This is a genomic window from Aquamicrobium zhengzhouense (assembly GCF_016124105.1).
In the GTDB taxonomy this organism is placed as follows: domain Bacteria; phylum Pseudomonadota; class Alphaproteobacteria; order Rhizobiales; family Rhizobiaceae; genus Aerobium; species Aerobium zhengzhouense.
This window is the reverse complement of record NZ_JADGMQ010000011.1, coordinates 37,599-59,866: the sequence shown is the minus strand read 5'-3', so window position 1 is coordinate 59,866 and position 22,268 is coordinate 37,599. Positions and strand designations below refer to the sequence as shown.

Below are 22,268 nucleotides of genomic sequence, written 5' to 3'. Positions count from 1 at the left end.
CACCACACAAAGAGGTGCATGCCGGGGCGGGGGTAAGCTGCATTCCTGCCTTCATCTGGTTCACTCCGCCACCCAGCGCGAGAACAGCGAGGTGGAGAGCGCCCGTCCTGCTGATTTCTCGCGGATGATCAGTTCGCCCGATTCGATCTTGCCGCCCATTCCGGCGAAGGTGTCGCGCATCAAGGCGTGGATCGCAAAGAACGATGCGCGGATCGAATAGGCGGTGAGGACGACGCCGAGCGGCTTAGGGGTCAGGATCTCGCGACATATGTCCGCCATTGCCGGCAGATGATCGAACAGCTGCCAGACCTCACCCTTGGGGCCGCGCCCGAATGCCGGTGGATCGAAGAGGATGATGTCATAGCGGCTGCCACGACGTTCTTCGCGCTCAACGAACTTCATCGCGTCTTCGCAGATCCAGCGGATCGGCTTGTCGGTGAGACGGGCAAGCTCCTGATTTTCGCGCGCCCAGCCAATCGCCTTTTTCGAGGCATCGACATGGGTGACTTCCGCACCTGCACGTGCTGCAACCAGCGAGGCGAGACCGGTATAGCCAAAGAGGTTCAGGACGCGTACGGGGCGCTTCGCGTTGCGGATCAGGCCTTCCATATGGTGCCAGTGGGGCGCCTGTTCAGGGAAGACGCCGACATGGCGAAATGAGGTGAAGCGACCAAGATAGTCCGTGCCATCGAACCGCATCGGCCAGGTCTCGCCGAGCGGCGTCTTTGGAAAGCGCCAGCGGCCCATGCCTTCTTCGTCGGTGTCGCCGGTAAAGACGGCGTCCGCTTTGGCCCATTCCTTTTCCGGAAGCGCGCGCTTCCAGATCGCTTGCCCCTCGGGGCGATCGATGCGGTAGGGTCCGTATTGCTCAAGCTTGCGACCGTCTCCCGAATCGAGCAGCGCGTAGTCTGAGTTCGGGTCGACCGACAGGATCAGCGGCAGCGTTTCAGCAGGCAATGCGCCTTGCCTGCGCACGATCTCTCGTCGCGGGGCTGCATTTTGGCTGTCATTGCGTTTGTCGCGCGGGGCTTTCAAGAATTCTGCTCCGGAAGATGGCGGTTCGCGCTTCTGCCACAGTGCTGGCCGCCTCGCAACGCGTCAGGCTTTCCTGGCTTCGTAGACCGCAATTCCAGCCGCGAGATCCTCAAGGGCAGCCCCCACCGACTTGAACAGCGTGATATCTTCTGCACTCTGCCGGCCAGACGCCTCGCCACGCGTCAGCTCAAAGAGGTCTCCAACAATTGCATCTGCGGTCAGTGCGCCGGAAGCGATCGCCAGTACGATGTCACCAGCTTCCTTGGTTGCGCCCGCTCTGGTGTCGACATAGACGCGAGCCCTGGCGACAGCCTCGTCATCACTTTCACGCAAGTCGGGCGTAAAGGCTCCGACCAAATCGACGTGGGTGCCGGGCTTGAGGAATTTGCCCTTCACCAATGGGGCATCGGAAATTGTCGCCGATGAGACAATATCGGCCCAGCCGACCGCCTCATCAATATTATCCGCAACCGACGCGTTCAACCCGTCGGCCTTCAGGCTTTCGACGACGTTTTCCGCCCTGCTTCGCGTGCGGTTCCAGATGCGAATTTCGTCTATGGGGCGAACCGCCGAATGTGCATGCGCCAGAAACGGGGAAAGTGCACCCGCGCCGATCACCAGAAGCTTCGACGCGTCTTCGCGGGCCAGATAGCTTGCAGCCAGAGCGGAGGCGCAGGCCGTGCGCCATGTCGTCAGGCGCTGCCCGTCGATCAGGGCCATCGGCTCGCCGGTCTTGCCGTCCAAAAGCAGGTACAAGCCCATGACAGCAGGCTTGTTGATGGCGTTGTTGTCCGGCGAAACGGTGACGATCTTGACGCCGATATAGCCTTTGCCGGACGCGCTTTTGGAAAAGTCGGTCCATGCCGGCATGAGGAGCAGGGTCGAATCCGCTCCTTGCGGGTGCTCGATCGTATGGTGATGCCGGACCGGCTGGATCGCGCCTTGGCGAAAGGCATCACGAAGCGTCTCGACCAGACCTTCATAGGTAAGGCTCTGGTCGACATCAGCGGTGGAAATGTTCAGCATGAAGCCTGCTCAGACGTTGGGGCGGGGAAGGGCTGGCACTTCGCTCGGCGCAGGTGCAGCTCTTTGAACCGTGGCAAGTTCCGCGTCGCGCTTTCGAGCCAGCTTGCGATAGCGGCCCTGCCGCAGCCAAGTGATGACGCCGCCGATGACGAGCCCCGTCAGAAGGGCAAGGAACAGCAGGACAAACAATGGCAGCGTGATCGTCAGCGCCGGATTGCCCGGGTTGAACGGATCAATCGTGAAATCCGCTGGCGCGCGGTTTGCCACGGCAAGCGAAATCAGCACGATTGCGAGTGGTATCAGGATGACGACGGTGATGAAGCGGTTCAGCATTTCATATCCTCTGCGCCGCGTCGGCTGCCGTACTTATTCGTCGTCAGCATTCAGTCGTTCACGCAGTTCTTTACCGGTCTTGAAGAAGGGAACCCATTTTTCCTCGACTTCAACGGATTCACCCGTGCGCGGGTTGCGACCGACGCGGGCTGGTCTGTTCTTTACCGAAAATGCCCCGAAGCCGCGCAGTTCGACGCGGTTTCCATTGGCCAGAGCCTCGGTGATCTCATCGAAAATCGCATTGACGATATTCTCGACATCGCGAAGGAAAAGATGCGGATTTCGATTGGCGATGGTTTGTACAAGTTCAGACTTGATCATCGTAGGAAGCTCCCGCCGAATGCCTTGGTCTTACTATCCAGGTGATTTACTTGACTTTTTTAGTCGCCCAGCCCGTGGGCAGGTTGCCAGACCGACAAGAGCCCGTCAAGGAACATGCGGTCGGCTCCGGTCGTGGCAACGAGCTGCGAAGCGAGCTGGTCCAGGCCCAGAAAGGCACCTGCCGCCCGCGCCAGTGCCAAGGGTGAAAACAGCCCCTGGTTCTCGGTCGACTTCCACTCGATGACGGAAAGCTCAGCATCGACACCCTTGCTGGCGAGCCATTCAAGTGCCTTTTCCTCTCCACCGAGCGTATCAACCAGGCGACGCTCCAGAGCCTGCCTGCCGGTGAAGATGGAGCCATCGGCAATCTGCAGCACTTCCTCGCGCGACATGCCGCGGCGATCCTCGACAAGACCAACGAACCAGTCATAGCTGTCCATAACCAGCGCGCGGATCATGGCGCGCTCTTCCTCGGTCGTCGGAGTGAAGGGGGAGGGTTCAGCCTTCAACGGCGAAGACTTAACGCCCTCGACCTTGACGCCGATGTTGTCCATGAGGCCGGTGACGTCGGGATATTGGACGAGAACGCCGATCGATCCGACGATTGAAGATTGGCGCGCGACAATATGGTCGGTCGCGCTTGCAATCATATATCCCGCTGAAGCTGCCAGCGTGCCGACCTGCGCGACAACCGGCTTCTTGGCAGACAGCGTCCGGATCGCCTCAAACAGGGCCTCACCGCCTGCTGTGGTGCCGCCGGGCGAGTTGATCCAGAAGATGACCCCTGCAACCTGATCGTTCTCGCTGACTCGCTTGATGCGCTTCAACAATTCGTCATCTTCAGTGATCGTGCCTTCGATCTTGATCTTGGCGATATGCGGCGCGCTCGCGCCCAGCGTGTCCCGCATTGTCCACGAAGCCAGCGCGGCGACTGCGAGAACGAGTGCCAGAAGCCCGAAGGCCCGCCAGAATGTCAGCTTTCGCCGCAATCTGCGTCGGTCGATAATGTCGTCTGCGCGCTGCGCCATGGTCCGTCTCTTTCCGTTCGGCCCCATCCAGAACTCCTGCTTTTAAGCGAAGGAGCTTCACGCTGGAAGGGTGGATTCACCCTCAATTGGCAATGAGCCTTCCCAAACGTCGTCCGCAAGAGTATTGCGCACTCGCAAACTTATCCAAAAAACACCATATTAACGTGTGATCGCGCCAAGGGGACGCTGAACAGGACGACCGTGGTATCGTCACAGCGAGCGCAACGCTCGGAGAACGGATAGCAAATATGACCCATACGGCAACGGAACGGTCGCCCGAATCGCGGCTGCGGACGAGCCGCACTGGAAGCGTGCAGCCCGATGCAGGTCGCGTCGAGGCGGCCTTCAATCGGGCCCGGAAGCACTCACGGCGCGTGCGCCTGCTCAAAATAGCGCTGCCGACACTGGCCGTGGTGGCAACAGCGGCTTTTTTTGGCGCATCCTGGATTTCGGCGCCGGGCGGCGTCTCCTTTGATCTCGGCGCAACCGCGATCGAAGATGGCCGCATCGTCATGTCCGATCCGCGCCTTGACGGGTTCACGGGCAATGACAGGCCTTATTCCATGGCGGCTTCGCGGGCGATGCAGGACCTTGGCAATACCAATGTCATTGATCTTGAGGGTATCGAAGCAAAACTGCCGTTTGATGACGCCAATTGGGTAAATGTCGCGGCAAAGAGCGGCATCCTCGACCGGGCAGCCAACACGTTGAACCTCAATGACGAGATCGAGCTGACCACCGACACGGGGATCGTCGCTTTGCTGAAGTCGGCGAAGGTGGATTTTCGCGGCGGAAATCTGGACTCCGACACGCCAGTCGACATAACACTGTCCGGTGCACGCATCGAGGCAGATTCATTGCAGGTCCGCGATCGCGGGGCTGTGATGATCTTCGACAAGCGGGTACGTATGGAAATCGAGCCGAAGCGATTGCAGACTGCTGCATCGGGCGAGGGAGGAGCCGATGAGAATTGATACCCGCGCGGTCATGCTGGCTGCTGCGCTGACTCTGCCATTCGGCGGATTGGCCTCTGCGCAGGAGGGACGGCTGACTGGCATCAAGCTCGACGGCGGCAAACCCATCCAGATCGAAAGCGACCGGCTTGAGGTGCGTGAGGCCGATGGCTTGGCGCTGTTCACCGGCAACGTTTCTGTCGTGCAGGGTCCGACGCTTCTGCGAGCCGGCCAGATGACGGTTTACTACAATACCGGCGATGATGGATCAGCGACCACCGGTTCGGCCGACATCGACCGGCTGGAAGTCTCGGGCAAGGTTTATGTCCGTTCCGAAAGCCAGGTCGCCACTGGCGATGCCGGCAGCTTCGACATGCGCACCGAGGTTCTGGTGCTCACCGGCAAGGAAGTCGTGCTGACCGAGGGCGAAAACGTGGTCGTTGGCTGCAAGCTGACTGTGCAGATGGCAACCGGTCAGGCTCAGCTTGACGGGTGCGGCGGAAATCAGGCTGGCGGCCGGGTGAAAATGCTTCTCAAGCCGAGTTCGCAGGGGCGCTGATTCTTGAAACGCCCGGCATTTCTTGAGCGCTCCGGCACTCCGGCGGCGGCAGTGAGCGCAACGGACCGCGAGCGGTTTCGCGGCACGATGATCGCGCGCGGCCTCACCAAAAGCTACAAGGGCCGTCAGGTCGTCAGCGGTGTGTCGTTCGGCGTGCGGGCCGGCGAGGCCGTCGGCTTGCTCGGTCCGAACGGTGCCGGCAAGACCACATGCTTTTATATGGTCACCGGGCTGGTGCCGGTTGATCAGGGCACCATCGAGATTGACGGCTATGACGTTACCGCGCTGCCCATGTACCGGCGCGCCCGGCTCGGGATCGGTTATCTGCCGCAGGAAGCTTCCATCTTCCGAGGCCTGACGGTCGAGAACAACATTCGTGCAATCCTCGAAGTCGTCGAGAAAAGCCGCAAGCAGCGCGAAAGGCGGCTCGATGAGCTGCTGGAAGAATTTCACATTACCCATTTGCGCAAATCGCCTTCGGTCGCCCTGTCGGGCGGCGAGCGACGCCGCCTGGAGATTGCCCGCGCACTTGCGAGCAACCCGAATTTCATGCTTCTCGACGAGCCGTTCGCAGGCGTTGACCCGATTGCCGTGTCGGATATCCAGCAGCTGGTGCGACATCTGACGGCGCGCGGCATCGGCGTCCTGATCACCGACCATAATGTGCGCGAAACGCTCGGGCTGGTTGAGCGCGCCTACATCATCCATGCAGGTCAGGTGCTGACACACGGCGTCCCCGACGAAATCGTTCGCAACCCGGACGTGCGCCGTCTTTATCTCGGCGAAGGCTTCACGCTTTAGTCTTCGTCGGCGTCCGGCATTAATGGCCGGCTAATCCTTCTCAGGCACTTTCCCTTGACAAGCAAAAGCCGGGCCAGTTTGATCCGGCACTTCGCGAGACGCTGCTAAAACAGCCGCGTTCGCTACAGGGGGTCGTGTACTGGATGGGTCTCAGCGCCAAACTGCAATTGCGTCAGTCGCAGTCGCTGGTCATGACACCTCAACTCATGCAGTCCATTCGGCTGCTGCAGTTTACCCATATCGAGCTTGAACGTTTCATCGACGAGGAGATCGAGAAAAACCCGCTTCTCGAACGCCCTGAGCCCGTGTCCGACGAACCGGAGATGGATGTTCGCAGCAGTCTGAGCGAGGCGGAAGCCGCGGATACATCCATCGACCAGATGTTTGAAGTGGCAGAGACAAGCGTCGAGACGCTTGCAGATCAGCTCGACACCTCTATGGAAAACGTCTTTCCAGACGACCCGGCAGCCGACGCCGTTCACGCGCCGGATCGGCCCCAGCTTTCGTCAGCAAGCACCGCATCGGCTGGTGAGAGCTACAATCTGGAGGAGATGGCACGCGCGGAAATAACGCTCTTCGACCATGTCACCGAGCAGATCGCCTTTTCGCTGCGCCACCCGTCCGATTTGATGATTGCACACGAGCTTGCCGACGCGCTCGATGAAGCTGGTTATATGCGCGCGTCAGTGGAGGAGGTTGCGGAACGGCTGGGGACAGATGTGGAGGATGTTTGCGCTGTTCTGGAGGTCTGTCAGCGCTTTGATCCGCCCGGCCTCTTTGCCCGTGATCTGGCCGAATGTCTTGCGCTCCAGCTTCGTTCAAAGGACCGACTGGATCCTGCCATGCAGGCGATGCTGGCCAATCTGGACTTGCTGGCGCGCCGCGATTTTGTCCAGCTGCGCCGCTTGTGCGGCGTCGATGATGACGATCTGATCGACATGCTGGCGGAAATCCGCGGTCTGGATCCGCGCCCGGCTCTGGTTTTCACATACGGCACGGCAGATCCGATCGTGCCGGACATTATCGTCAAGCCTGCCGCCGATGGCAGTTGGTCGGTGGAACTCAACCCGGACGCACTGCCCCGCGTGCTGGTCAACCAGACTTACTTTGCGAGCGTTTCCACCAGGGCGAAGAGCACTGCCGAGAAGGAATTTCTTGCCGAGTGCATGCAAAGCGCGAACTGGCTGACCCGCAGCCTTGATCAACGCGCGAAGACGATCCTGAAAGTGGCCTCCGAGATCGTGCGCCAGCAGGACGCCTTTCTGCTTCACGGCGTCCGTCATCTTCGCCCGCTTAATCTGCGCACTGTTGCCGACGCGATAGGCATGCACGAATCGACGGTGAGCCGTGTCACGGCAAACAAATACATGATGACGTCGCGGGGGCTGTTCGAGTTGCGCTACTTCTTTTCCGTCGCGATCGCTTCGGCTGAGGGGGGTGATGCACATTCCTCGGAGGCGGTTCGCGACCGCATCCGTGCGCTGATCGACGCGGAGACTGCGGCGGAAATTCTGTCCGACGATGCGATCGTTGCGATCCTCAATCAGGATGGAATCGATATTGCCCGGCGCACGGTCGCCAAGTACCGCGAAGCGATGAATATCCCTTCATCGGTTCAGAGAAGGCGTGAAAAGCGTGCGCGTGCGGCGGTTGGCTGACGGGGTCTGTCAGCCACCTTCAATTGACAAGCCGATATGAAGTGGCTAGAAGCCCGCCCCCATAAGGCGGCCAGCGACACGTCGGTAGCAAGCCACCTGGAACGAGCGGGTTTGAGGATCTGACAAAGTTCGAACTGGTTTGATGGCGTTAGAACCTTGTAAGCGCCACCTTCCGGTATAAACTCATCAGTATCGATAATCCGCAAGAAGGTGAGTTTCTCATGAACCTGCGTATCTCGGGTAAGCATATGGATATCGGCGACGCATTCCGCTTACGGATCGAAGGCCGGATCGAAGATGCTGTCACGAAATATTTCGACGGCGGTTATGCGGGCCACGTGACTGTAGAAAAGTCCGGCTCCCGCTTCACTGCGGACTGCATGGTGCGGCTCGACACAGGAATTTCCCTTCAGGCGACTGGTCAGGCACAAGACCCTCAAATCGCGTTTGATGCAGCTGCAGAGCGGATAGACAAGCGCCTGCGGCGGTATAAGCGCCGCCTAAAGTCCTATGCGCCTAACGGAGCAGGTGCACAAATCATCGATCTGGACTACAAGGTGGTAGCGCCGGTAGCCGATGAGGACGAGGAAGTCCCGGAGGATTACGCCCCGACCGTCGTTGCAGAATCGACCATGGCGTTGCAAACGATGAGCGTTGCGTCGGCTGTTATCGAACTGGATATCAAGGACAGCCCGGTATTTGTGTTCCGAAATGCAGGAAATGACCATGTCAACGTGGTGTATCGCAGAGCGGATGGCAATATTGGCTGGATCGACACGTCTTCGGCAGCACTGAAAGCATAAAATTCTGACGGAAATACCCACTCGGCCGTCCGCAGGCGGGGGGCTTGCACCGCGGTAAACTGGCAGAGCAAAGGACAGCAAGATGGATCTCAGCGACCTGATCGGGGTTTCGGCAGTGATGCCGGCCTTGAAGGCCAATTCCAAGAAGCAGCTTCTGCAATTGCTAGCTGAAAAAGCGGCGGCGGTTACCGGCCTACCGGAGCGGGAAGTGTTTGACACGATCCTGCAACGCGAGCGTCTGGGCTCGACCGGTGTCGGGAATGGCATCGCGATCCCGCATGGCAAGCTGCCCGGGATCGACCGGATCACCGGCATTTTCGCGCGGCTGGAATCACCGATTGATTTCGAGGCGCTGGATGACGAACCGGTAGACCTGGTGTTCCTGCTGCTTGCGCCGGAAGGCGCAGGCGCAGATCACCTCAAGGCATTGTCACGGATTGCGCGCGTGCTGCGTGATCCGGACACAGTCACAAAAATCAGAGGTACCAAGGACGCGCAGGCGATCCATACGTTCCTCGCTCAGGCGCCGGCTTCGCACGCAGCTTGAGCTCTCTGGCCCCGCGCATCCGGCCGGGGCCATCATCTTTCTTCCGCTTAGTGGATGCTCACCGGGGTCAGGTCGTTCTGACGGGCTCCGGCGATCGCGGCATCGCGCGCATCCGTCAGCATGATCGGTGTGCCATTGGCGGCAAAAACCGCCCAGAGCCGAATGCCCGGCTCCATCTGGGGCATCCCCGGAAACTTTCCGACGAGATCTTCGCTGTTCATCTCACGCAGATAAGCGACGGAGCCTTCACCCAGACCCGCCATTTCCGCGTCTGACAGGACGTTCTTTTCAAAATCGGCATTCATGTCAGCCTCCTGAATCTGCGGAGTGTCATCATGACCAACCCGCATTAGAGCCGTTGGTTCCGGTCACGACTGTTCTAGTCTGTCACCGAAATGTTTATTTTTCGTACGAGCCTCTCGGGCTCCGGACGGTCAAGGTCAATCGCGAGAAGCCCGTTCTTCAGCTCCGCGCCTGCAACTTTCATGCCGTCTGCCAGTACGAAGATCCGCTGAAACTGGCGAGCTGCAATCCCGCGATGCAGATATTCGCGCTCGGTATCGTCAGCCTGGCGGCCGCGCACCACAAGTTCGCTGTCCTCGACGGTCACTTCCAGATCCGCCTCGGAGAAACCCGCAACCGCGAGCGTGATACGCAGCTTGTCTCCGGACCCGTTGGTCGCGCGCAGTCGCTCTATATTATAGGGCGGGTATCCGTCACCGCTCTTGGCGACGCGCTCCAGCGTCTTTTCGATCGTGTCGAACCCAAGCAGAAGCGGGCTCGAAAAGGGCGTCATACGGGTCATCTCTTGTCCTCAGTGAGCGACTTGGAGGGGGCGAAAACCCGGATGGCATTCTCGCCCGTGCCCCTGATATGGTCTGCCTTGAATTCGAGTTCAAGTCAGCAAGGGGGGCATCATGAGCGAGCCACGCAAGATCATCATCGACACCGATCCCGGCCAGGACGATGCGGTCGCCATCTTGCTCGCCCTCGCCAGCCCGGAACTCGACGTGCTCGCGATCACCGCGGTCGCGGGCAATGTCCCGCTTTCCCTGACCCAGAAGAACGCGCGTAAGATTTGCGAGCTTGCCGGACGAACGGACATTCCGGTCTATGCCGGAGCGGTTCGGCCGATCACGAGGGGCCTCGTCACCGCAGAACATGTGCATGGCCGCACGGGCCTCGACGGGCCAGATCTTCCTCAGCCGTCCATGCCGCTGCAGGAAAAGCACGCGGTCGATTATCTCGTCGAGACGATCATGAATGAGCCGGACAGCGCGGTGACGCTGTGCGTGCTTGGTCCCCTCACCAATATTGCACTCGCCATGATCCGCGAACCAGCTCTCTCGGGGCGGATCAGTGAAATCGTCCTGATGGGTGGCGGCTATTTCGAGCAGGGCAACGTCACGCCCTCGGCAGAGTTCAACATCTATGTCGATCCGCAGGCCGCAGATGTCGTTTTTCGTTCGGGCGCGCCAATCGTGATGATGCCGCTCGATGTGACCCACAAGGCGCTCACCACAAATGCGCGCGTGGCAGCGATCCGTGAGCTTGGAACGCCGGTGGCGGTTGCCACTGCCGAGTTGCTCGACTTCTTCGACCGCTATGACGAGGAAAAATACGGCACCGATGGCGGCCCGCTGCATGATCCCTGCGTCATCGCCTATTTGCTGAAGCCTGATCTGTTTTCCGGCCGCCAATGCAATGTCGAGATCGAGACAGCGTCGGAGCTGACCATGGGGGCCACAGTGGTCGACTGGTGGGGGATCACGGACAGACCAAAAAATGCGCTGGTCATGCGCGACATCGATGCCGACGGCTTTTTCGCGCTTCTGACCGAACGTCTGGCGCGGCTCTAACGCCGCGCTGTTCTATGCCGAAATTTTCAGCCTGAGTGTCGGCTGTTCGTCACATCGCCGCGTCGACATCCGCCGCGTGGGGGATTGCGGGCTGTGCCCCTGCTGCAAGGCAAGCGAGCGATCCGGCAATCGCGGCGCGGCGCATCGCGCTTTCAAGGGGCAGCCCGTCGGCAAGTCCTGCCGCCAGATAGCCGCAGAACGTATCTCCGGCACCAACCGTATCCACCGGTTCGATCTTGAGGCCCTGCGCCCTCAGAAATTCATCCGGCGTTGCAGCTACGACGCCATCCCCACCAAGTGTGACGACCACGGTGCGGCTGGTTCTGGCCACGAAGTCGCGCATCCTGGCTTCACGATCATCGCCTTCCAGTGCCAGCGCATCGGCATAGAGGTCGAATTCCGTTTCGTTGGCGACGACATAATCAGTCTCTGCGAGGAAGCTGGCAGCTTCCTTGCGGAAGGGGGCTGTATTCAGGATCGACACCGCACCAGCCTCGCGGGCGGCGACAATCGCGGCTTTGACTATGTTGAGCGGGATCTCGTGCTGAAGAAGGACGTGATTGCCTGCCTTCAGCCTGGCCGCAGCAATGTCGTCTTCTTGTACCTCGCCATTTCCGCCCGGGATGACCGCGATGATGTTCTCGCCATCTGCGCCGACCATGATCGAGGCGATGCCCGTCGCGCCCTCGGTCGTTCGCACGGTCGACAGGTCTGCACCGCTTTCGCGAAGAAGCGCGAGCGCCTGACCTGCGAAGGGGTCGTTGCCCACAGCTCCGACCATCTTGACTTCGGCACCCGCGCGTCGCGCCGCCAGCGCCTGATTGGCGCCCTTGCCGCCGGGTGAGGTGGTGAAGACGGTGCCAGGAACAGTCTCGCCGGGGCGGGGCAGCCGCTCCACATTGGCGATCAGGTCAAGATTGATGGAACCGATGACGACGATCACGGCAAACTCCTCTGCTTTGCGTGACCGCTTAGCCGATTTCCCGGGGCGCGTCAGGTAGCTTGCGGCTGGAAATGCCCAGCTTCCCAGCCCAGCATGGCACGTTTGCGGGTGAGGCCCCAATGATAGCCGGTCAATGCGCCGGATTTGCCAAGCGCGCGATGACATGGGACGACGAAGGAGACAGGGTTCGCCCCCACCGCCGCGCCGACGGCTCGGCTGGCAGAGGGATTGCCGATTTCGGCGGCAAGGGCCGAATAGGTCCGCGCCCTGTTGATCGGAATGCGCAACAGCGCCTCCCAGACGCGGATCTGGAAATCCGAGCCGATCAGCACGACGCGCAGCGGTTGATCGGCTTGCCAGCGCGACGGATCGAAGATGCGGGACGCATAGGGAAGGGTAGCGGCCACATCTTCGACGTAAGCGGCGTTGGGCCAACGCCGCGCCATGTCCTCAAAGGCCTCTCGTTCTTCGCCCGCGTCGCAGAACGCCAGGCCGCACAGCCCGCGGTCTGTCGCCATCACGAGCGCAATGCCAAACGGGGACAAATGATAGCCGTAGCGGATCGTCAGGCCGCGCCCGCGGCTCTTGTAGTCGCCGGGCGACATCGCCTCATGGGTCACGAAGAGATCGTGGAGACGCCCGGGGCCAGACATGCCGAGTTCGAAGGCGGCATCGAGAAGCGGCGCCCCCTCGTCGAGAAGTCTGCGCGCATGATTGAGCGTCACCGCCTGGAGAAAGCCCTTCGGCGTCAGACCCGCCCAACGGGTGAAGAGTTTCTGCAGCGAGGAGGGTGTCTCGCCGACCGCTTCCGCGAGCGTTTCGAGTGAGGGCTGCTCGCGGTAATCCAGGCTGATCATCTCGATGGCCTGACGAACGATTTCATAATCGCTGCCCGTCGGGGTGATGTCGCGTTCAAGTGTGGCTGTCTGGACGTTCATGGAACCAACTCCTTGAACGGTACTATCGGACGCAGCGCCTTCCTCTGCCACCCGATTCTGGCAGAAACGATCCGTGCCCAAAATTATCTCCGTCTCGTCTATCGTCTAGCTGTAGCCAGGGCGTTGCCAAAGGCTGCGGCAAAACTTTCCCTGTCGTCCGGATTGAGAAAGGAGCCGATCGTTACCCGTCGTCCTTCGCCCTCGACCGCCATGTCGGTAATGCCGATCTCTTCATGACGCGCAACACGGAACTTTGCCCAGAAAGGATTGAAGGAAAAGCTCTGGGTCTTGCCAGAGGGCTCCACTTTGCGGATTTCGAGCAAGACACGCGAAACCGAAACCTCCTCGCGCGCCCGCGCAGCGCGATAGTTCATCTTGAAGGCGATGTAGAGCAAGAGAAGGTCCAGCCCGAAGAAGCCAAATACGGGCCACGCACCGAGTGACATGAAGAATGCGCCGGTCCCAAGCCAGGTAACGGCGAATATGCTCATGACGATCGCAAAGCCCTTCCGGCCCATCGAGCGATGGGGGGTCAAAAGCGCGCGAAAGATCGGCTCGTCCAAGGCATTTGTTTCCTGCATGGCCCGAAGTATAGAGGCCCCATGGAAAAGCCCAAGAGAAAAACCGCGTTACCGGCGACCACGCGTCCGGCTCGCAAGCGTGTGCGTACGCGTTACACGCGGGCGGAGATTCACGAAATCTTCCGCCGCTTTGCTGTCCAGCGTCCTGAGCCGAAGGGCGAACTGGAGCATGTCAACGTTTTTACCCTTCTCGTTGCCGTCGTCCTGTCGGCGCAGGCAACGGATGCCGGGGTCAACAAGGCGACGCGCGGCTTGTTCGCGGTTGCGGATACTCCGGAAAAAATGCTGGCGCTCGGCGAGGAACAGGTCGGCGAATATATCCGCACCATCGGTCTGTGGCGCAACAAGGCCAAGAACGTCATCTTGCTGAGCGAAGCGCTGATCCGCGACCATGGTGGCGAGGTTCCGGACAATCGTGATGATCTGGTGAAACTGCCCGGAGTTGGCCGTAAGACCGCGAATGTGGTGCTCAACATGTCCTTCGGCCAGCATACGATGGCAGTGGATACACATATTCTGCGCATCGGCAACCGCATCGGACTGGCGCCTGCCAAGACACCGGATCAGGTCGAAGAAATTCTGGTTCGCAGCATCCCGGACGAATATATGCGCCACGCGCATCACTGGCTGATCCTGCACGGGCGCTATGTTTGCAAGGCGCGCAAGCCGGACTGCGAAAAATGCGTGATCGCCGATATCTGCAAGTCAGCAGAGAAGACGACAGATGTTCCTGCCCCCCTCGTGCCGCTCGAGGAGGTGTCGGAGACGGTTTAGATCCTAATAGCCGATGCCCCTTGCCATCATGGCTGCGAAGACAAGGATCAGAAGCAGGAAGGCTCCTTCTGCGCGCATCCACGGCTGTACCTGAGCGATCTCGCTGGCCGAGATGGACTGGCTTACCTTCCGCCATTTCCGGAATTCGAGCGTCGGCTTGATCGATAACAGCCCGACAACGGCGAATGAGGTGACCTTGGCCCAGAACACCCAATAGCCGCCATAATACTCCCAGCCCTTGAGGCCAAGGAACACACGAGCAAAACCGACGACGAGCGCCAGTAGTGCGAGGCCGCCATAGGCGGCATCGAACCGCGCCAGTCGTGCTGTCGCGTCGCCTTGCAGCCCGGGGCGCACGAAACTGACCCGGATCGCGTAAACCGCGAAAATTGCAAAGACGACGACGTGGTGGAAGATCGCAAGGGTAAGATCGGCGAGCATGACTGCTTTCCTTCCGCGCGGCAGGCGCGGGCAGGGAGGTTCATGCAGATCCTGCCTCGCGTCAACCCACGGTCCGCTGCTGGCCTAGACCGCGAAGGTCACATACCCCTCCGCGCTGATGCGCCATGACGGGTTCCACGCGATCTCCCAAGCATGTCCGTCAGGGTCGGCAACATAGCCTCTGCAACCGCCATGGGGCGGTGCATCAGCGGCGCGCAAAAGCTGTCCGCCGGCGGCAACGAGAGCATCCATCAGCGGCGCGACGTCGTCCTGTCCGGCTACATTATGCGCCAAGGCAAACGCGCTTCTGGTGGAAAGAGCATCGCGGTTCATGTCCGTTTCGAGGGAGCTCTGCAGGAAGGTGCCGAGGACAAAGCCGTTCATCTGATAAAAGATGATCTCCTGGTTCTCGAAGATAGGCGTCCAGCCGAATCCCGACGTGTAGAAGCGGCGCGAACGTACGAGATCTGCGATGCCGAGCGTGATGACGGAAATCTGTTGTTGCATGTCCATAACCCCATATCCGCGCTGCGGAAGTGCAGCGTCGTTCAAGGCCATGGGGCTCATCGATCATCCGATGGCCAGGACCCGCCTCGCGGGGGCTGGGCTAACCGCACCAGCCTCTCCTTTTCTGACCGCCAGAGGCTAGCAGCGAACAGCAATTTGCTCAACCGGGCAGCGATCTTTGGCTGGCGCTTTCGCGCGCAGACACCGCCTTGTGAAGATGCACCATCATCGCCGCGGCAAAGATCGGGCCGAGCAGGTTGAGGATCGGGACGGAAAGAACGGCCGCGATCACCAGGCCGCCGATGAACACCGTGCCGGCGTGCCTGCGCCGCAGCGCCTTGGCCTCCGCCTCGCTGCGATAGCGCATGGCCGCGAACTCGAAGAACTCGCGCCCGATCAGGTAGCCGTTGACGACGAAGAAGGCGATGAAGTTGACGCCGGGGATCAGAAGCAGAAACAACGCAAGCAGATTGCCGGCGATGACGAGACCCAGGAATTTGAGAGAGACGATAATCGAGGTGACCAGCGGCAAGGCTCGGCCTAGGCCATCTTGCGGATAATCTTCCCTCTCGATGATCTCCGCCACATCATCCTGGAAAAGCCCCGCAATGAGCGCTGTGACCGGCGCGATCAGCAAGCCAAGACCGAGAGCAAGCGCTATGCCTGCAAAGATCGCGGCAATCCAGCCAAGCCAACTGGTCCAATCGGGAAGATCGGGCAAGAAACTCAAAAGAGGCGGCAAGGCAAGAGCTTCGAAGGCGCCGGTAATGAGAAACCAGAGGCCAATAAGCGCTAGGATTGTCAGGCCCAGAGACTTGTAGAGGACCGAGCGAAACTCAGGAGTGAAAAGTCGGGCGGCGGCGGCACTCGCGGCTTCCAGGATCATGGCATCTCCTATGCTCAAGAGGAAATAGGTGGCGGCCTGCCGCGCGGCAAGGTTGCACCTTGCGAAGGGTCAGATCGTAAAACCTTGCAATTAAAGCCTCAGCGGTTAAATCCGTCAGACAATTCAAAACCCGGAAACGACCGTTTGCGGGATCTTCCGGAGTATCAAATGAGCCAGTACGACGTGCTTTGCATTGGCAATGCGATTGTCGACATCATAGCGCGCTGTGATGAAGCCTTTCTCGTGGAGAACGGCATCATCAAGGGCGCAATGAACCTGATCGATGCCGAGCGCGCAGAGCTGCTCTACAGCCGCATGGGTCCGGCGATCGAGACGTCAGGCGGCAGCGCCGGAAACACAGCGGCAGGACTGGCCAGCTTTGGCGCTCGCTCAGCCTATTTCGGCAAGGTCAGCAACGATCATCTGGGCCAGATTTTCACGCACGACATTCGTGCGCAAGGCGTCGCGTTCGACACCAATCCGCTGAATTCCGCCCCGCCAACTGCACGCTCGATGATTTTTGTGACGCCCGATGGCGAGCGCTCAATGAACACTTATCTTGGTGCCTGCGTCGAGCTTGGGCCTGAGGATGTCGAGGAAGAAAAGGCCAAGGGCGCGCTCGTCACCTATTTCGAGGGCTATCTGTGGGATCCGCCCCGCGCCAAGGATGCGATCCGTCTGACTGCAACCCACGCGCATGCGGCGGGGCGCGAATTTGCGATGTCGCTCTCCGATCCCTTCTGCGTTGACCGCTACCGCGACGAGTTTCTCGACCTCATGCGCGCGGGGATCGTTGATATCGTCTTTGCCAATGAGAGCGAGGTCAAGTCGCTCTACCAGACGGAATCTTTCGAGGCGGCTCTGGATGCCGTTCGCAAGGACTGCAAGCTTGCGGCCATCACGCGATCGGAGCGGGGCTCTGTCGTGGTGCGCGGCGACGAAACGGTTGAAGTTGATGCCTTGGAGATTGCTGAACTGGTGGACACCACCGGGGCAGGAGACCTTTACGCAGCCGGCTTCCTGTTCGGCTATACGAGCGGGCGCAGCCTTGCCGAATGCGGTGCGCTGGGCTCGCTTGCCGCCGGCCTTGTCATTCAGCAGGTCGGGCCACGTCCGCGTCAGAATTTGCGCGAAGAAGCGCAGCAGCGCGGCTTGCTCTGACCCGTTGGCTCACGGAATATCTTCGGGCCGCCTGCCTGGGCGGCTCCGATAGGGCGGAAATGACCAGCCGAATTTCAGCGCTCCCCCCCGGATTACGAAGGCAGTCAGAAATGCTGGCATGACCGAACCCAACAGCGGCATTCCCATAATGTGCAACGCCGTGAAAACGACAGCTCCTGCCATTGCGGCAGTGACATAGATTTCCGGACGCATCAGGACCGAAGGTTCGCCTGCAATCTGATCGCGCAATATGCCGCCGAACGTTGCCGTGATCATCCCCATGACGATGGCTATCGGAGCCGATCCCGTTACGACCAGAGCCTTCCACGCGCCAAACACGCAGTAGGCAGCCAGCCCCAGCGCGTCGAGCCAGAGCAGCAATTTGTATCGGGATTCGATCAGATGCGCCGCGAAGTAGACGAGGATGGCAACCCCCGTACAGACGAGCAGATAGTCAGGGTTGGGCACCCAGAAGACCGGCACCCCAAGGATGAGGTCGCGAATCGTACCGCCGCCAATTCCGGTCAGACCCGCAAAAAAAAGGAACCCGATAATGTCGAGCTCCTTTCGCGAGGCGGCAAGTGCGCCGGTCGCCGCAAAGACGGCTACGCCAGCGTAATCTAGAAAGACAATCCGGTCCATCGCGGCCTCCTGGTGACTGGTTACCGGAAGCCGCGACTAAAGAAAAGTTAGGCGTCCTTTTCGGCGTTGCCGTTAACGGGGCCGGGCTCTGCCTGAGCAGCAGGTTCTGCCGCCGGAGCCGGCTTCGGGCCGCCCTTCGATACGCCAACCATTGCCGGGCGCAACACGCGGTCACCGATGATGAAGCCGGTCTGAACGACCTGCACGACCGTATTGGCCGGAACTTCCGGGTTCGGGACCTCAAACATTGCCTGATGGAAATTGGGATCGAAACGCTCGCCTTCGGGGTCGAGACGCTTCACGCCATGACGCTCCATGGCAGAAAGCATGGCGCGACCGGTCAGTTCGACACCCTCGATCAGCGCCTTGAAGCCAACGTCGCCGCTTTCCTTCGCCTCGGCAGGAATTGCTGCCAGCGCCCGGTCGAGATTGTCGGAAACCTGCAGCATGTCGCGAGCGAAGTTCGAGATCGCGTAGGACTTGGCGTCCTGCACGTCGCGCTGCGTGCGGCGGCGCAGGTTCTCCATCTCGGCTGCCAGTCGCAGCGCGCGATCCTTCAGTTCTTCATTTTCCTTCATCAGGCGCACGACTGCCTCATAATCGGCATCCTGTGCCTGCGCCTGAGCGGCCTCGTCGGCCTGGAAAGCCTCACCGGTCGCTGCCGTCTCTGCGTATTCGGTTTTCGCCGCAGTGTTTTCGGGCGTGCGTTCGTCTTTTGGCTGTTCGCTCATCGCCTGATCCCGTCCTGAATGTTTTACAAGTTGCGCTCGATATCGAGGTTCGTCGGCTGAAAATCAAGGGGCGAGCCGCCTCGAAGGCGTCGCGGTTGGGGCGGTTTTGTTTCATAAGCTTTGGTCAACTTCGCGCTGCTACCGCTGCTTCAACAAAGGAGCAGTGCATGCGCAGCAACAAGGCCCGCCGGGCCCCTAGGGGAAATTTCGCCTCCACAAGGTCGCGGGGACGTCGCGGTCGCGGGGCGCTCGTCAGCTTTCTTCTGTTAGGTGGTGTTGGGTTTGCCGTGTTCGGCGCGTCAGGCATCGAGCGCTATGCACCCGCGCTCGTGGATTTTTCGCGCAAATTGGTGGGTTACCCAGAGCAGCGAGCTGAACCCGTCGCGCTTGTCGCGAGGATGCGACCGATGCCGATCTGCGGTGCCGGCAAGCGGGCCACCTGCGTTGTCGATGGCGACACGTTCTGGATCAACGGTGAGAAGGTGCGCATTCAGAGCATCGATGCGCCGGAGGTGAGGGGGGCATGCCCGCGCGAGCGTGAACTTGCCCAGCAAGCAACACAGCGCCTTAGCGAAATCCTCGCAAGCCAGGATCTGCTCCTCGATCGCAGTGGGACTGACCGATATGGCCGCACACTCGCCCTCGTCAAAACCGGCGCTGGCGAAGCGGGCGAGATTTTGGTGCGCGAAGGCCTTGCGCAGCGTTGGGCTGGTCGCAAGGCACAGTGGTGCAGCTAGACGCGCTCTGGATGATCAGCGCAACATTCGGCTGATCATCTGCGCCGTGTAATCGACCATCGGCACGATCCGGGCATAGTTCAATCGCGTGGGGCCAATGACGCCAAGCGCACCGATTACGCGCGAATCCTTGTCGCGGTAGGGTGCGACCACCAGAGACGACCCTGACAGCGAAAACAGCTTGTTCTCCGAGCCGATGAAGATGCGGACCCCTTCACCATCCTCGGCAAGGCCGAGCAGCTGGAGAAGCCCTTCCTTCGTCTCCAGATCGTCAAAGAGGTGCCGGACCAGATCCAGATCCGTTTGCGCGGAGATGTTTTCCAGGAGGTTGGCGCGGCCCCGTACTATCAGTCGCGCCGGAAGTCCGCCCTCAGCTCCTGCCCAGACTGCAAGCCCGCGCTCGACAAGGTCCTGCGAAAGGAGGTCGAGTGCCGCTTTCGTCTCTTCCTTCAGTCGCGAGATTTCGGTTTTTACTTCCGCAAGTGTGCGTCCGCGGATGTGGGCGTTCAGGAAGTTCGAGGCTTCGTGCAGCTGTGATGCGGTCGTGCCGACAGGAAGCTCCAGAACCCGGTTTTCCACTTCGCCATTTTGCGAGACCAGAACGGCCAGAGCCTTTGTCGGCTCAAGCTGGATGAATTCGATATGCTTGAGCGGAACCTCAGCCTTGGTTGCTAGAACCAGTCCTGCGCCTCGCGACATGCCGGACAGCATCTGGCTGGCTTCCGTCAGCATATGCTCAAGCGAGGAGCCCTCTCCGGACGCCTTGACTTGCGCTTCGATGGATCGACGTTCTTCGTCGGCAAGATCACCGATCTCCATGAAGGCATCGACGAAAAAGCGCAGCCCGGCTTGCGTCGGCATACGCCCTGCGGAAACGTGTGGCGCATAGACGAGCCCAAGATGCTCAAGATCGCTCATCACGTTCCGGATGGTAGCCGGCGACAGCGCCTGTGGCAGCAAGCGAGAAATGTTGCGCGAGCCCAGCGGTTCGCCATCCCTCAGATACGATTCGACAATCATCCGAAAGATTTCGCGAGACCGGGCGTCAAGCGACTGCAATTGCTGATCGACCAACGGTTTCGTCATCGCTTGTCTCTGCTTCTGATGAGCTAGATATAATGAGCTGCCGGCTTTAAGCAAAGCAAGCTTGACGCTCTTGCATTGCGCCTGACGCGAGGCACGGCTACAAGCCGGAGCATATCAAACAGGATCTGTACCATGCGGCCATCAAAGCGCCAGCCCGACGAGATGCGGGCGATCTCCTTCGAACGCAACGTATCGAAGCATGCCGAGGGGTCATGTCTCGTGCGCTTCGGAGATACGCATGTGCTGTGCACGGCAAGCCTCGAGGAGCGCGTCCCGTCCTGGCTGCGCAATTCCGGCAAGGGCTGGGTCACGGCTGAATACGGCATGCTGCCGCGCTCGACCGGTGAGCGCATGCGTCGTGAGGCCTCGTCTGGCAAGCAGGGCGGTCGCACGCTGGAGATCCAGCGTCTCATCGGCCGCTCGCTGCGCGCGGTCGTCGATCTGCAGGCGCTGGGCGAAGTTCAGATCACGGTTGACTGCGACGTGATCCAGGCCGATGGCGGCACCCGCACTGCGGCGATCACCGGCGGCTTTGTCGCACTTCACGATTGCCTGAAATGGATGGAAACGCGCCAGATGATCAGCGTGCAGCGGGTTCTCAAGGACCATGTCGCCGCGATCTCCTGCGGTATCCACAATGGCGTTCCGGTGATCGACCTCGATTATGATGAGGATTCCTCGGCCCAGACCGACGCGAACTTCGTCTTGACCGGCAAGGGCGGCATCGTTGAGGTGCAGGGCACCGCAGAGGGCGAGCCCTTCTCGGAAGAGGAATTCGCAGCGCTGATGGGGCTTGCGAAGAATGGCATCGCACGGCTGGTCAACCTGCAGAAGATGGCGATAGCATAGGGTATGACACCAACCGGCATCCTCGAAGCCGCGCTCTATGTCGATGATCTCGACAAGGCGGAGGCTTTTTATGGCGAGGTGCTGGGACTGGAAAATATCGTGCGAGCCGAGGGACGGCATGCCTTTTTCCGCTGTGGCGAAGGCGTGCTTCTTCTATTTAACGCTCAGATGACGTCACGCCCGCCGGCGCCGGATGCGCCTTTGCCGGTGCCTCCGCATGGGGCACGAGGTCCGGGCCATCTGTGCTTCCGTGGGACTGCCGATGAGATCGTGCGTCTGAAGGCGCATCTTGAGGCGCATGGCGTAGAAATCGAAACGGACTTCGAGTGGCCCAATGGCGGTCGCTCGATCTACTTTCGCGACCCGGCCGGCAACTCGCTGGAAATGGCCGAACCGAGAATATGGGGACTTTGATGCGCAAATTCGAAGGCGGAAAGCTCGTGGTTGCGAGCCACAACAAGGGCAAGATTGCCGAGATTGCCGACCTGATCGGTCCCTTCGGCATCGAGGCGAAATCAGCCGCCGAATACAATCTGCCGGAGCCGGAAGAAACCGGCACCACATTTGAGCAGAACGCCTACACCAAGGCTTTTGCAGCCGCCTCCGCGACCGGCTTGCCCGCATTGTCCGACGATAGCGGTCTCGTCGTTGACGCGCTGGGTGGCGCGCCGGGCGTTTACACTGCCGACTGGGCTGAGACCGGCAATGGCCGCGATTTCGACATGGCAATGCGCAAGGTCGAACATTTGCTTCAGCAGGAGGGGGCGACGACGCCGGACAAGCGGACCGGCAGGTTCGTGGCCGTGCTGTGCCTTGCCTGGCCAGATGGCCACGCCGAGTATTTCCGTGGCGAAGTCGAAGGTACGCTGGTCTGGCCGCCGCGTGGTGAGAAAGGCTTTGGCTATGACCCGGTCTTTCAGCCAAACGGCTATGAGGAGACCTTCGGCGAAATGCCGGCTTCGCAGAAACATTCATGGGAAGCAGGGCGAGGAGACCTTGGCCTCTCCCACCGCGCCCGCGCCTTCGCGCTCTTCGCCAGGACCAGGCTGGGAGCCGCATAGGTTGATTT

General features: G+C 60.3%; 29 protein-coding genes. 13 read left to right on the top strand and 16 right to left on the bottom strand.

Annotated elements, in window-relative coordinates; all coding sequences use genetic code 11:
- Positions 1 to 60 precede the first annotated feature (60 nt).
- The 5 genes from IOD40_RS14485 to sppA form a co-directional block, all read right to left on the bottom strand.
- Entirely contained in the window at positions 61 to 1,035 is a 975-nt protein-coding gene (locus IOD40_RS14485) for a class I SAM-dependent methyltransferase (protein ID WP_233714004.1), read from the bottom strand.
- 63 nt (positions 1,036 to 1,098) lie between these two features.
- Positions 1,099 to 2,061, bottom strand: a complete 963-nt coding sequence (gene lhpI / locus IOD40_RS14480; RefSeq protein ID WP_198477404.1) for a bifunctional Delta(1)-pyrroline-2-carboxylate/Delta(1)-piperideine-2-carboxylate reductase — start codon at positions 2,059 to 2,061, stop codon at positions 1,099 to 1,101.
- A 9-nt stretch (positions 2,062 to 2,070) separates the two neighbouring features.
- The gene (locus IOD40_RS14475) at positions 2,071 to 2,394 is read right to left on the bottom strand and encodes a lipopolysaccharide assembly protein LapA domain-containing protein (RefSeq protein WP_198477403.1); all 324 of its coding nucleotides are present in this window, start codon (positions 2,392 to 2,394) and stop codon (positions 2,071 to 2,073) included.
- A 33-nt stretch (positions 2,395 to 2,427) separates the two neighbouring features.
- The gene (locus IOD40_RS14470; protein WP_198477402.1) at positions 2,428 to 2,715 is read right to left on the bottom strand and encodes an integration host factor subunit beta; all 288 of its coding nucleotides are present in this window, start codon (positions 2,713 to 2,715) and stop codon (positions 2,428 to 2,430) included.
- 59 nt (positions 2,716 to 2,774) lie between these two features.
- Entirely contained in the window at positions 2,775 to 3,743 is a 969-nt protein-coding gene (gene sppA / locus IOD40_RS14465; protein WP_198477401.1) for a signal peptide peptidase SppA, read from the bottom strand.
- A 248-nt stretch (positions 3,744 to 3,991) separates the two neighbouring features.
- On the opposite strand from sppA, the gene lptC reads away from it, so the two are divergent.
- The 6 genes from lptC (at position 3,992) to ptsN (ending at position 9,064) form a co-directional block, all read left to right on the top strand.
- Positions 3,992 to 4,717, top strand: coding sequence for an LPS export ABC transporter periplasmic protein LptC (lptC, locus tag IOD40_RS14460; protein WP_198477400.1), 726 nt, complete (start codon positions 3,992 to 3,994; stop codon positions 4,715 to 4,717).
- Entirely contained in the window at positions 4,707 to 5,255 is a 549-nt protein-coding gene (locus tag IOD40_RS14455) for an LptA/OstA family protein (RefSeq protein ID WP_198477399.1), read from the top strand. The genes lptC and IOD40_RS14455 overlap by 11 nt, the downstream gene beginning before the upstream one ends.
- A gap of 51 nt (positions 5,256 to 5,306) precedes the next feature.
- The gene (gene lptB, locus IOD40_RS14450) at positions 5,307 to 6,056 is read left to right on the top strand and encodes an LPS export ABC transporter ATP-binding protein (RefSeq protein WP_325099744.1); all 750 of its coding nucleotides are present in this window, start codon (positions 5,307 to 5,309) and stop codon (positions 6,054 to 6,056) included.
- 143 nt (positions 6,057 to 6,199) lie between these two features.
- Positions 6,200 to 7,714, top strand: a complete 1,515-nt coding sequence (rpoN, locus tag IOD40_RS14445; protein WP_198477398.1) for an RNA polymerase factor sigma-54 — start codon at positions 6,200 to 6,202, stop codon at positions 7,712 to 7,714.
- A 221-nt stretch (positions 7,715 to 7,935) separates the two neighbouring features.
- Positions 7,936 to 8,517 (top strand): ribosome hibernation-promoting factor, HPF/YfiA family, encoded by a 582-nt coding sequence (gene hpf, locus IOD40_RS14440; protein WP_198477397.1) that lies wholly within the window; start codon positions 7,936 to 7,938, stop codon positions 8,515 to 8,517.
- An 82-nt stretch (positions 8,518 to 8,599) separates the two neighbouring features.
- Positions 8,600 to 9,064 (top strand): PTS IIA-like nitrogen regulatory protein PtsN, encoded by a 465-nt coding sequence (gene ptsN, locus IOD40_RS14435; RefSeq protein ID WP_198477396.1) that lies wholly within the window; start codon positions 8,600 to 8,602, stop codon positions 9,062 to 9,064.
- 47 nt (positions 9,065 to 9,111) lie between these two features.
- Here the strand turns inward: ptsN and IOD40_RS14430 are convergent, their stop codons facing one another.
- Both IOD40_RS14430 and IOD40_RS14425 read right to left on the bottom strand, forming a co-directional pair.
- Entirely contained in the window at positions 9,112 to 9,369 is a 258-nt protein-coding gene (locus IOD40_RS14430; RefSeq protein WP_198477395.1) for a BQ00720 family protein, read from the bottom strand.
- Positions 9,370 to 9,443: 74 nt separating this feature from the next.
- Positions 9,444 to 9,869, bottom strand: coding sequence for an Hsp20 family protein (locus IOD40_RS14425; protein ID WP_198477394.1), 426 nt, complete (start codon positions 9,867 to 9,869; stop codon positions 9,444 to 9,446).
- Between the two features lie 112 nt (positions 9,870 to 9,981).
- Between IOD40_RS14425 and IOD40_RS14420 the strand changes: the two genes are divergently transcribed.
- Positions 9,982 to 10,923 carry a nucleoside hydrolase gene (locus IOD40_RS14420; protein ID WP_198477393.1) on the top strand — a complete coding sequence of 314 codons (942 nt, stop codon included), beginning with the start codon at positions 9,982 to 9,984 and terminating at the stop codon, positions 10,921 to 10,923.
- A gap of 49 nt (positions 10,924 to 10,972) precedes the next feature.
- Here the strand turns inward: IOD40_RS14420 and IOD40_RS14415 are convergent, their stop codons facing one another.
- The 3 genes from IOD40_RS14415 to IOD40_RS14405 all read right to left on the bottom strand — a co-directional run bounded on the left by IOD40_RS14415 (position 10,973) and on the right by IOD40_RS14405 (position 13,385).
- Positions 10,973 to 11,866: a ribokinase gene (locus IOD40_RS14415; RefSeq protein ID WP_198477392.1), complete on the bottom strand. Its 894-nt coding sequence runs from the start codon at positions 11,864 to 11,866 to the stop codon at positions 10,973 to 10,975.
- 50 nt (positions 11,867 to 11,916) lie between these two features.
- Positions 11,917 to 12,804 (bottom strand): methylated-DNA--[protein]-cysteine S-methyltransferase, encoded by an 888-nt coding sequence (locus IOD40_RS14410; RefSeq protein ID WP_198477391.1) that lies wholly within the window; start codon positions 12,802 to 12,804, stop codon positions 11,917 to 11,919.
- Positions 12,805 to 12,902: 98 nt separating this feature from the next.
- Positions 12,903 to 13,385 carry a DUF2244 domain-containing protein gene (locus IOD40_RS14405; protein WP_198477390.1) on the bottom strand — a complete coding sequence of 161 codons (483 nt, stop codon included), beginning with the start codon at positions 13,383 to 13,385 and terminating at the stop codon, positions 12,903 to 12,905.
- A 21-nt stretch (positions 13,386 to 13,406) separates the two neighbouring features.
- Here IOD40_RS14405 and nth point away from each other — a divergent pair, with 21 nt between their 5' ends.
- Complete coding sequence (gene nth, locus IOD40_RS14400; protein ID WP_198477388.1) at positions 13,407 to 14,159, top strand: endonuclease III; 753 nt, start codon at positions 13,407 to 13,409, stop codon at positions 14,157 to 14,159.
- Between the two features lie 3 nt (positions 14,160 to 14,162).
- Here the strand turns inward: nth and IOD40_RS14395 are convergent, their stop codons facing one another.
- From IOD40_RS14395 to IOD40_RS14385, 3 genes are all read right to left on the bottom strand, one after another.
- The gene (locus IOD40_RS14395) at positions 14,163 to 14,600 is read right to left on the bottom strand and encodes a DUF2214 family protein (protein ID WP_198477386.1); all 438 of its coding nucleotides are present in this window, start codon (positions 14,598 to 14,600) and stop codon (positions 14,163 to 14,165) included.
- A gap of 84 nt (positions 14,601 to 14,684) precedes the next feature.
- Complete coding sequence (locus tag IOD40_RS14390; protein ID WP_198477464.1) at positions 14,685 to 15,107, bottom strand: VOC family protein; 423 nt, start codon at positions 15,105 to 15,107, stop codon at positions 14,685 to 14,687.
- Positions 15,108 to 15,267: 160 nt separating this feature from the next.
- Positions 15,268 to 15,993, bottom strand: a complete 726-nt coding sequence (locus IOD40_RS14385; protein ID WP_198477384.1) for a sulfate transporter family protein — start codon at positions 15,991 to 15,993, stop codon at positions 15,268 to 15,270.
- Between the two features lie 168 nt (positions 15,994 to 16,161).
- Between IOD40_RS14385 and IOD40_RS14380 the strand changes: the two genes are divergently transcribed.
- Positions 16,162 to 17,154, top strand: a complete 993-nt coding sequence (locus IOD40_RS14380; RefSeq protein ID WP_198477382.1) for an adenosine kinase — start codon at positions 16,162 to 16,164, stop codon at positions 17,152 to 17,154.
- 9 nt (positions 17,155 to 17,163) lie between these two features.
- Here the strand turns inward: IOD40_RS14380 and IOD40_RS14375 are convergent, their stop codons facing one another.
- Both IOD40_RS14375 and grpE read right to left on the bottom strand, forming a co-directional pair.
- A complete protein-coding gene (locus IOD40_RS14375; RefSeq protein ID WP_198477380.1) occupies positions 17,164 to 17,796 on the bottom strand; it encodes a trimeric intracellular cation channel family protein in 633 nt (210 codons plus the stop codon).
- 47 nt (positions 17,797 to 17,843) lie between these two features.
- Positions 17,844 to 18,527, bottom strand: a complete 684-nt coding sequence (gene grpE / locus IOD40_RS14370) for a nucleotide exchange factor GrpE (RefSeq protein ID WP_198477378.1) — start codon at positions 18,525 to 18,527, stop codon at positions 17,844 to 17,846.
- A gap of 167 nt (positions 18,528 to 18,694) precedes the next feature.
- On the opposite strand from grpE, the gene IOD40_RS20100 reads away from it, so the two are divergent.
- The gene (locus IOD40_RS20100; RefSeq protein WP_233714002.1) at positions 18,695 to 19,264 is read left to right on the top strand and encodes a thermonuclease family protein; all 570 of its coding nucleotides are present in this window, start codon (positions 18,695 to 18,697) and stop codon (positions 19,262 to 19,264) included.
- A 15-nt stretch (positions 19,265 to 19,279) separates the two neighbouring features.
- On the opposite strand, the gene hrcA is transcribed toward IOD40_RS20100, so the two are convergent.
- Entirely contained in the window at positions 19,280 to 20,350 is a 1,071-nt protein-coding gene (hrcA, locus tag IOD40_RS14360; RefSeq protein ID WP_198477376.1) for a heat-inducible transcriptional repressor HrcA, read from the bottom strand.
- A gap of 132 nt (positions 20,351 to 20,482) precedes the next feature.
- Here hrcA and rph point away from each other — a divergent pair, with 132 nt between their 5' ends.
- Genes rph through IOD40_RS14345 form a run of 3 tightly spaced genes read left to right on the top strand, consistent with a single transcriptional unit; the run spans position 20,483 to position 22,260 of the window.
- Positions 20,483 to 21,199: a ribonuclease PH gene (gene rph, locus IOD40_RS14355; protein ID WP_198477375.1), complete on the top strand. Its 717-nt coding sequence runs from the start codon at positions 20,483 to 20,485 to the stop codon at positions 21,197 to 21,199.
- Positions 21,200 to 21,202: 3 nt separating this feature from the next.
- Positions 21,203 to 21,613, top strand: coding sequence for a VOC family protein (locus IOD40_RS14350; RefSeq protein WP_198477374.1), 411 nt, complete (start codon positions 21,203 to 21,205; stop codon positions 21,611 to 21,613).
- Complete coding sequence (locus IOD40_RS14345) at positions 21,613 to 22,260, top strand: non-canonical purine NTP pyrophosphatase (protein WP_198477371.1); 648 nt, start codon at positions 21,613 to 21,615, stop codon at positions 22,258 to 22,260. Before IOD40_RS14350 ends, IOD40_RS14345 begins: the two co-directional genes overlap by 1 nt.
- The last annotated feature ends 8 nt before the right edge of the window (positions 22,261 to 22,268 follow it).

Bases quoted from the DNA above. Each gene is read 5' to 3' on its own strand.
- IOD40_RS14385 (WP_198477384.1), bottom strand. From the start codon at position 15,993: ATGATCCTGGAAGCCGCGAGTGCCGCCGCCGCCCGACTTTTCACTCCT.
- IOD40_RS14345 (WP_198477371.1), top strand. From the start codon at position 21,613: ATGCGCAAATTCGAAGGCGGAAAGCTCGTGGTTGCGAGCCACAACAAG.
- IOD40_RS14375 (WP_198477380.1), bottom strand. From the start codon at position 17,796: ATGGACCGGATTGTCTTTCTAGATTACGCTGGCGTAGCCGTCTTTGCG.
- IOD40_RS14475 (WP_198477403.1), bottom strand. From the start codon at position 2,394: ATGCTGAACCGCTTCATCACCGTCGTCATCCTGATACCACTCGCAATC.
- rph (WP_198477375.1), top strand. From the start codon at position 20,483: ATGCGGCCATCAAAGCGCCAGCCCGACGAGATGCGGGCGATCTCCTTC.
- lhpI (WP_198477404.1), bottom strand. From the start codon at position 2,061: ATGCTGAACATTTCCACCGCTGATGTCGACCAGAGCCTTACCTATGAA.
- hrcA (WP_198477376.1), bottom strand. From the start codon at position 20,350: ATGACGAAACCGTTGGTCGATCAGCAATTGCAGTCGCTTGACGCCCGG.
- hpf (WP_198477397.1), top strand. From the start codon at position 7,936: ATGAACCTGCGTATCTCGGGTAAGCATATGGATATCGGCGACGCATTC.
- IOD40_RS14430 (WP_198477395.1), bottom strand. From the start codon at position 9,369: ATGAATGCCGATTTTGAAAAGAACGTCCTGTCAGACGCGGAAATGGCG.
- IOD40_RS14350 (WP_198477374.1), top strand. From the start codon at position 21,203: ATGACACCAACCGGCATCCTCGAAGCCGCGCTCTATGTCGATGATCTC.
- IOD40_RS14380 (WP_198477382.1), top strand. From the start codon at position 16,162: ATGAGCCAGTACGACGTGCTTTGCATTGGCAATGCGATTGTCGACATC.
- IOD40_RS14420 (WP_198477393.1), top strand. From the start codon at position 9,982: ATGAGCGAGCCACGCAAGATCATCATCGACACCGATCCCGGCCAGGAC.
- IOD40_RS14425 (WP_198477394.1), bottom strand. From the start codon at position 9,869: ATGACCCGTATGACGCCCTTTTCGAGCCCGCTTCTGCTTGGGTTCGAC.
- IOD40_RS20100 (WP_233714002.1), top strand. From the start codon at position 18,695: ATGCGCAGCAACAAGGCCCGCCGGGCCCCTAGGGGAAATTTCGCCTCC.
- IOD40_RS14410 (WP_198477391.1), bottom strand. From the start codon at position 12,804: ATGAACGTCCAGACAGCCACACTTGAACGCGACATCACCCCGACGGGC.
- IOD40_RS14390 (WP_198477464.1), bottom strand. From the start codon at position 15,107: ATGCAACAACAGATTTCCGTCATCACGCTCGGCATCGCAGATCTCGTA.
- lptC (WP_198477400.1), top strand. From the start codon at position 3,992: ATGACCCATACGGCAACGGAACGGTCGCCCGAATCGCGGCTGCGGACG.
- IOD40_RS14470 (WP_198477402.1), bottom strand. From the start codon at position 2,715: ATGATCAAGTCTGAACTTGTACAAACCATCGCCAATCGAAATCCGCAT.
- sppA (WP_198477401.1), bottom strand. From the start codon at position 3,743: ATGGCGCAGCGCGCAGACGACATTATCGACCGACGCAGATTGCGGCGA.
- rpoN (WP_198477398.1), top strand. From the start codon at position 6,200: ATGGGTCTCAGCGCCAAACTGCAATTGCGTCAGTCGCAGTCGCTGGTC.
- ptsN (WP_198477396.1), top strand. From the start codon at position 8,600: ATGGATCTCAGCGACCTGATCGGGGTTTCGGCAGTGATGCCGGCCTTG.
- IOD40_RS14395 (WP_198477386.1), bottom strand. From the start codon at position 14,600: ATGCTCGCCGATCTTACCCTTGCGATCTTCCACCACGTCGTCGTCTTT.
- nth (WP_198477388.1), top strand. From the start codon at position 13,407: ATGGAAAAGCCCAAGAGAAAAACCGCGTTACCGGCGACCACGCGTCCG.
- IOD40_RS14405 (WP_198477390.1), bottom strand. From the start codon at position 13,385: ATGCAGGAAACAAATGCCTTGGACGAGCCGATCTTTCGCGCGCTTTTG.
- grpE (WP_198477378.1), bottom strand. From the start codon at position 18,527: ATGAGCGAACAGCCAAAAGACGAACGCACGCCCGAAAACACTGCGGCG.
- IOD40_RS14455 (WP_198477399.1), top strand. From the start codon at position 4,707: ATGAGAATTGATACCCGCGCGGTCATGCTGGCTGCTGCGCTGACTCTG.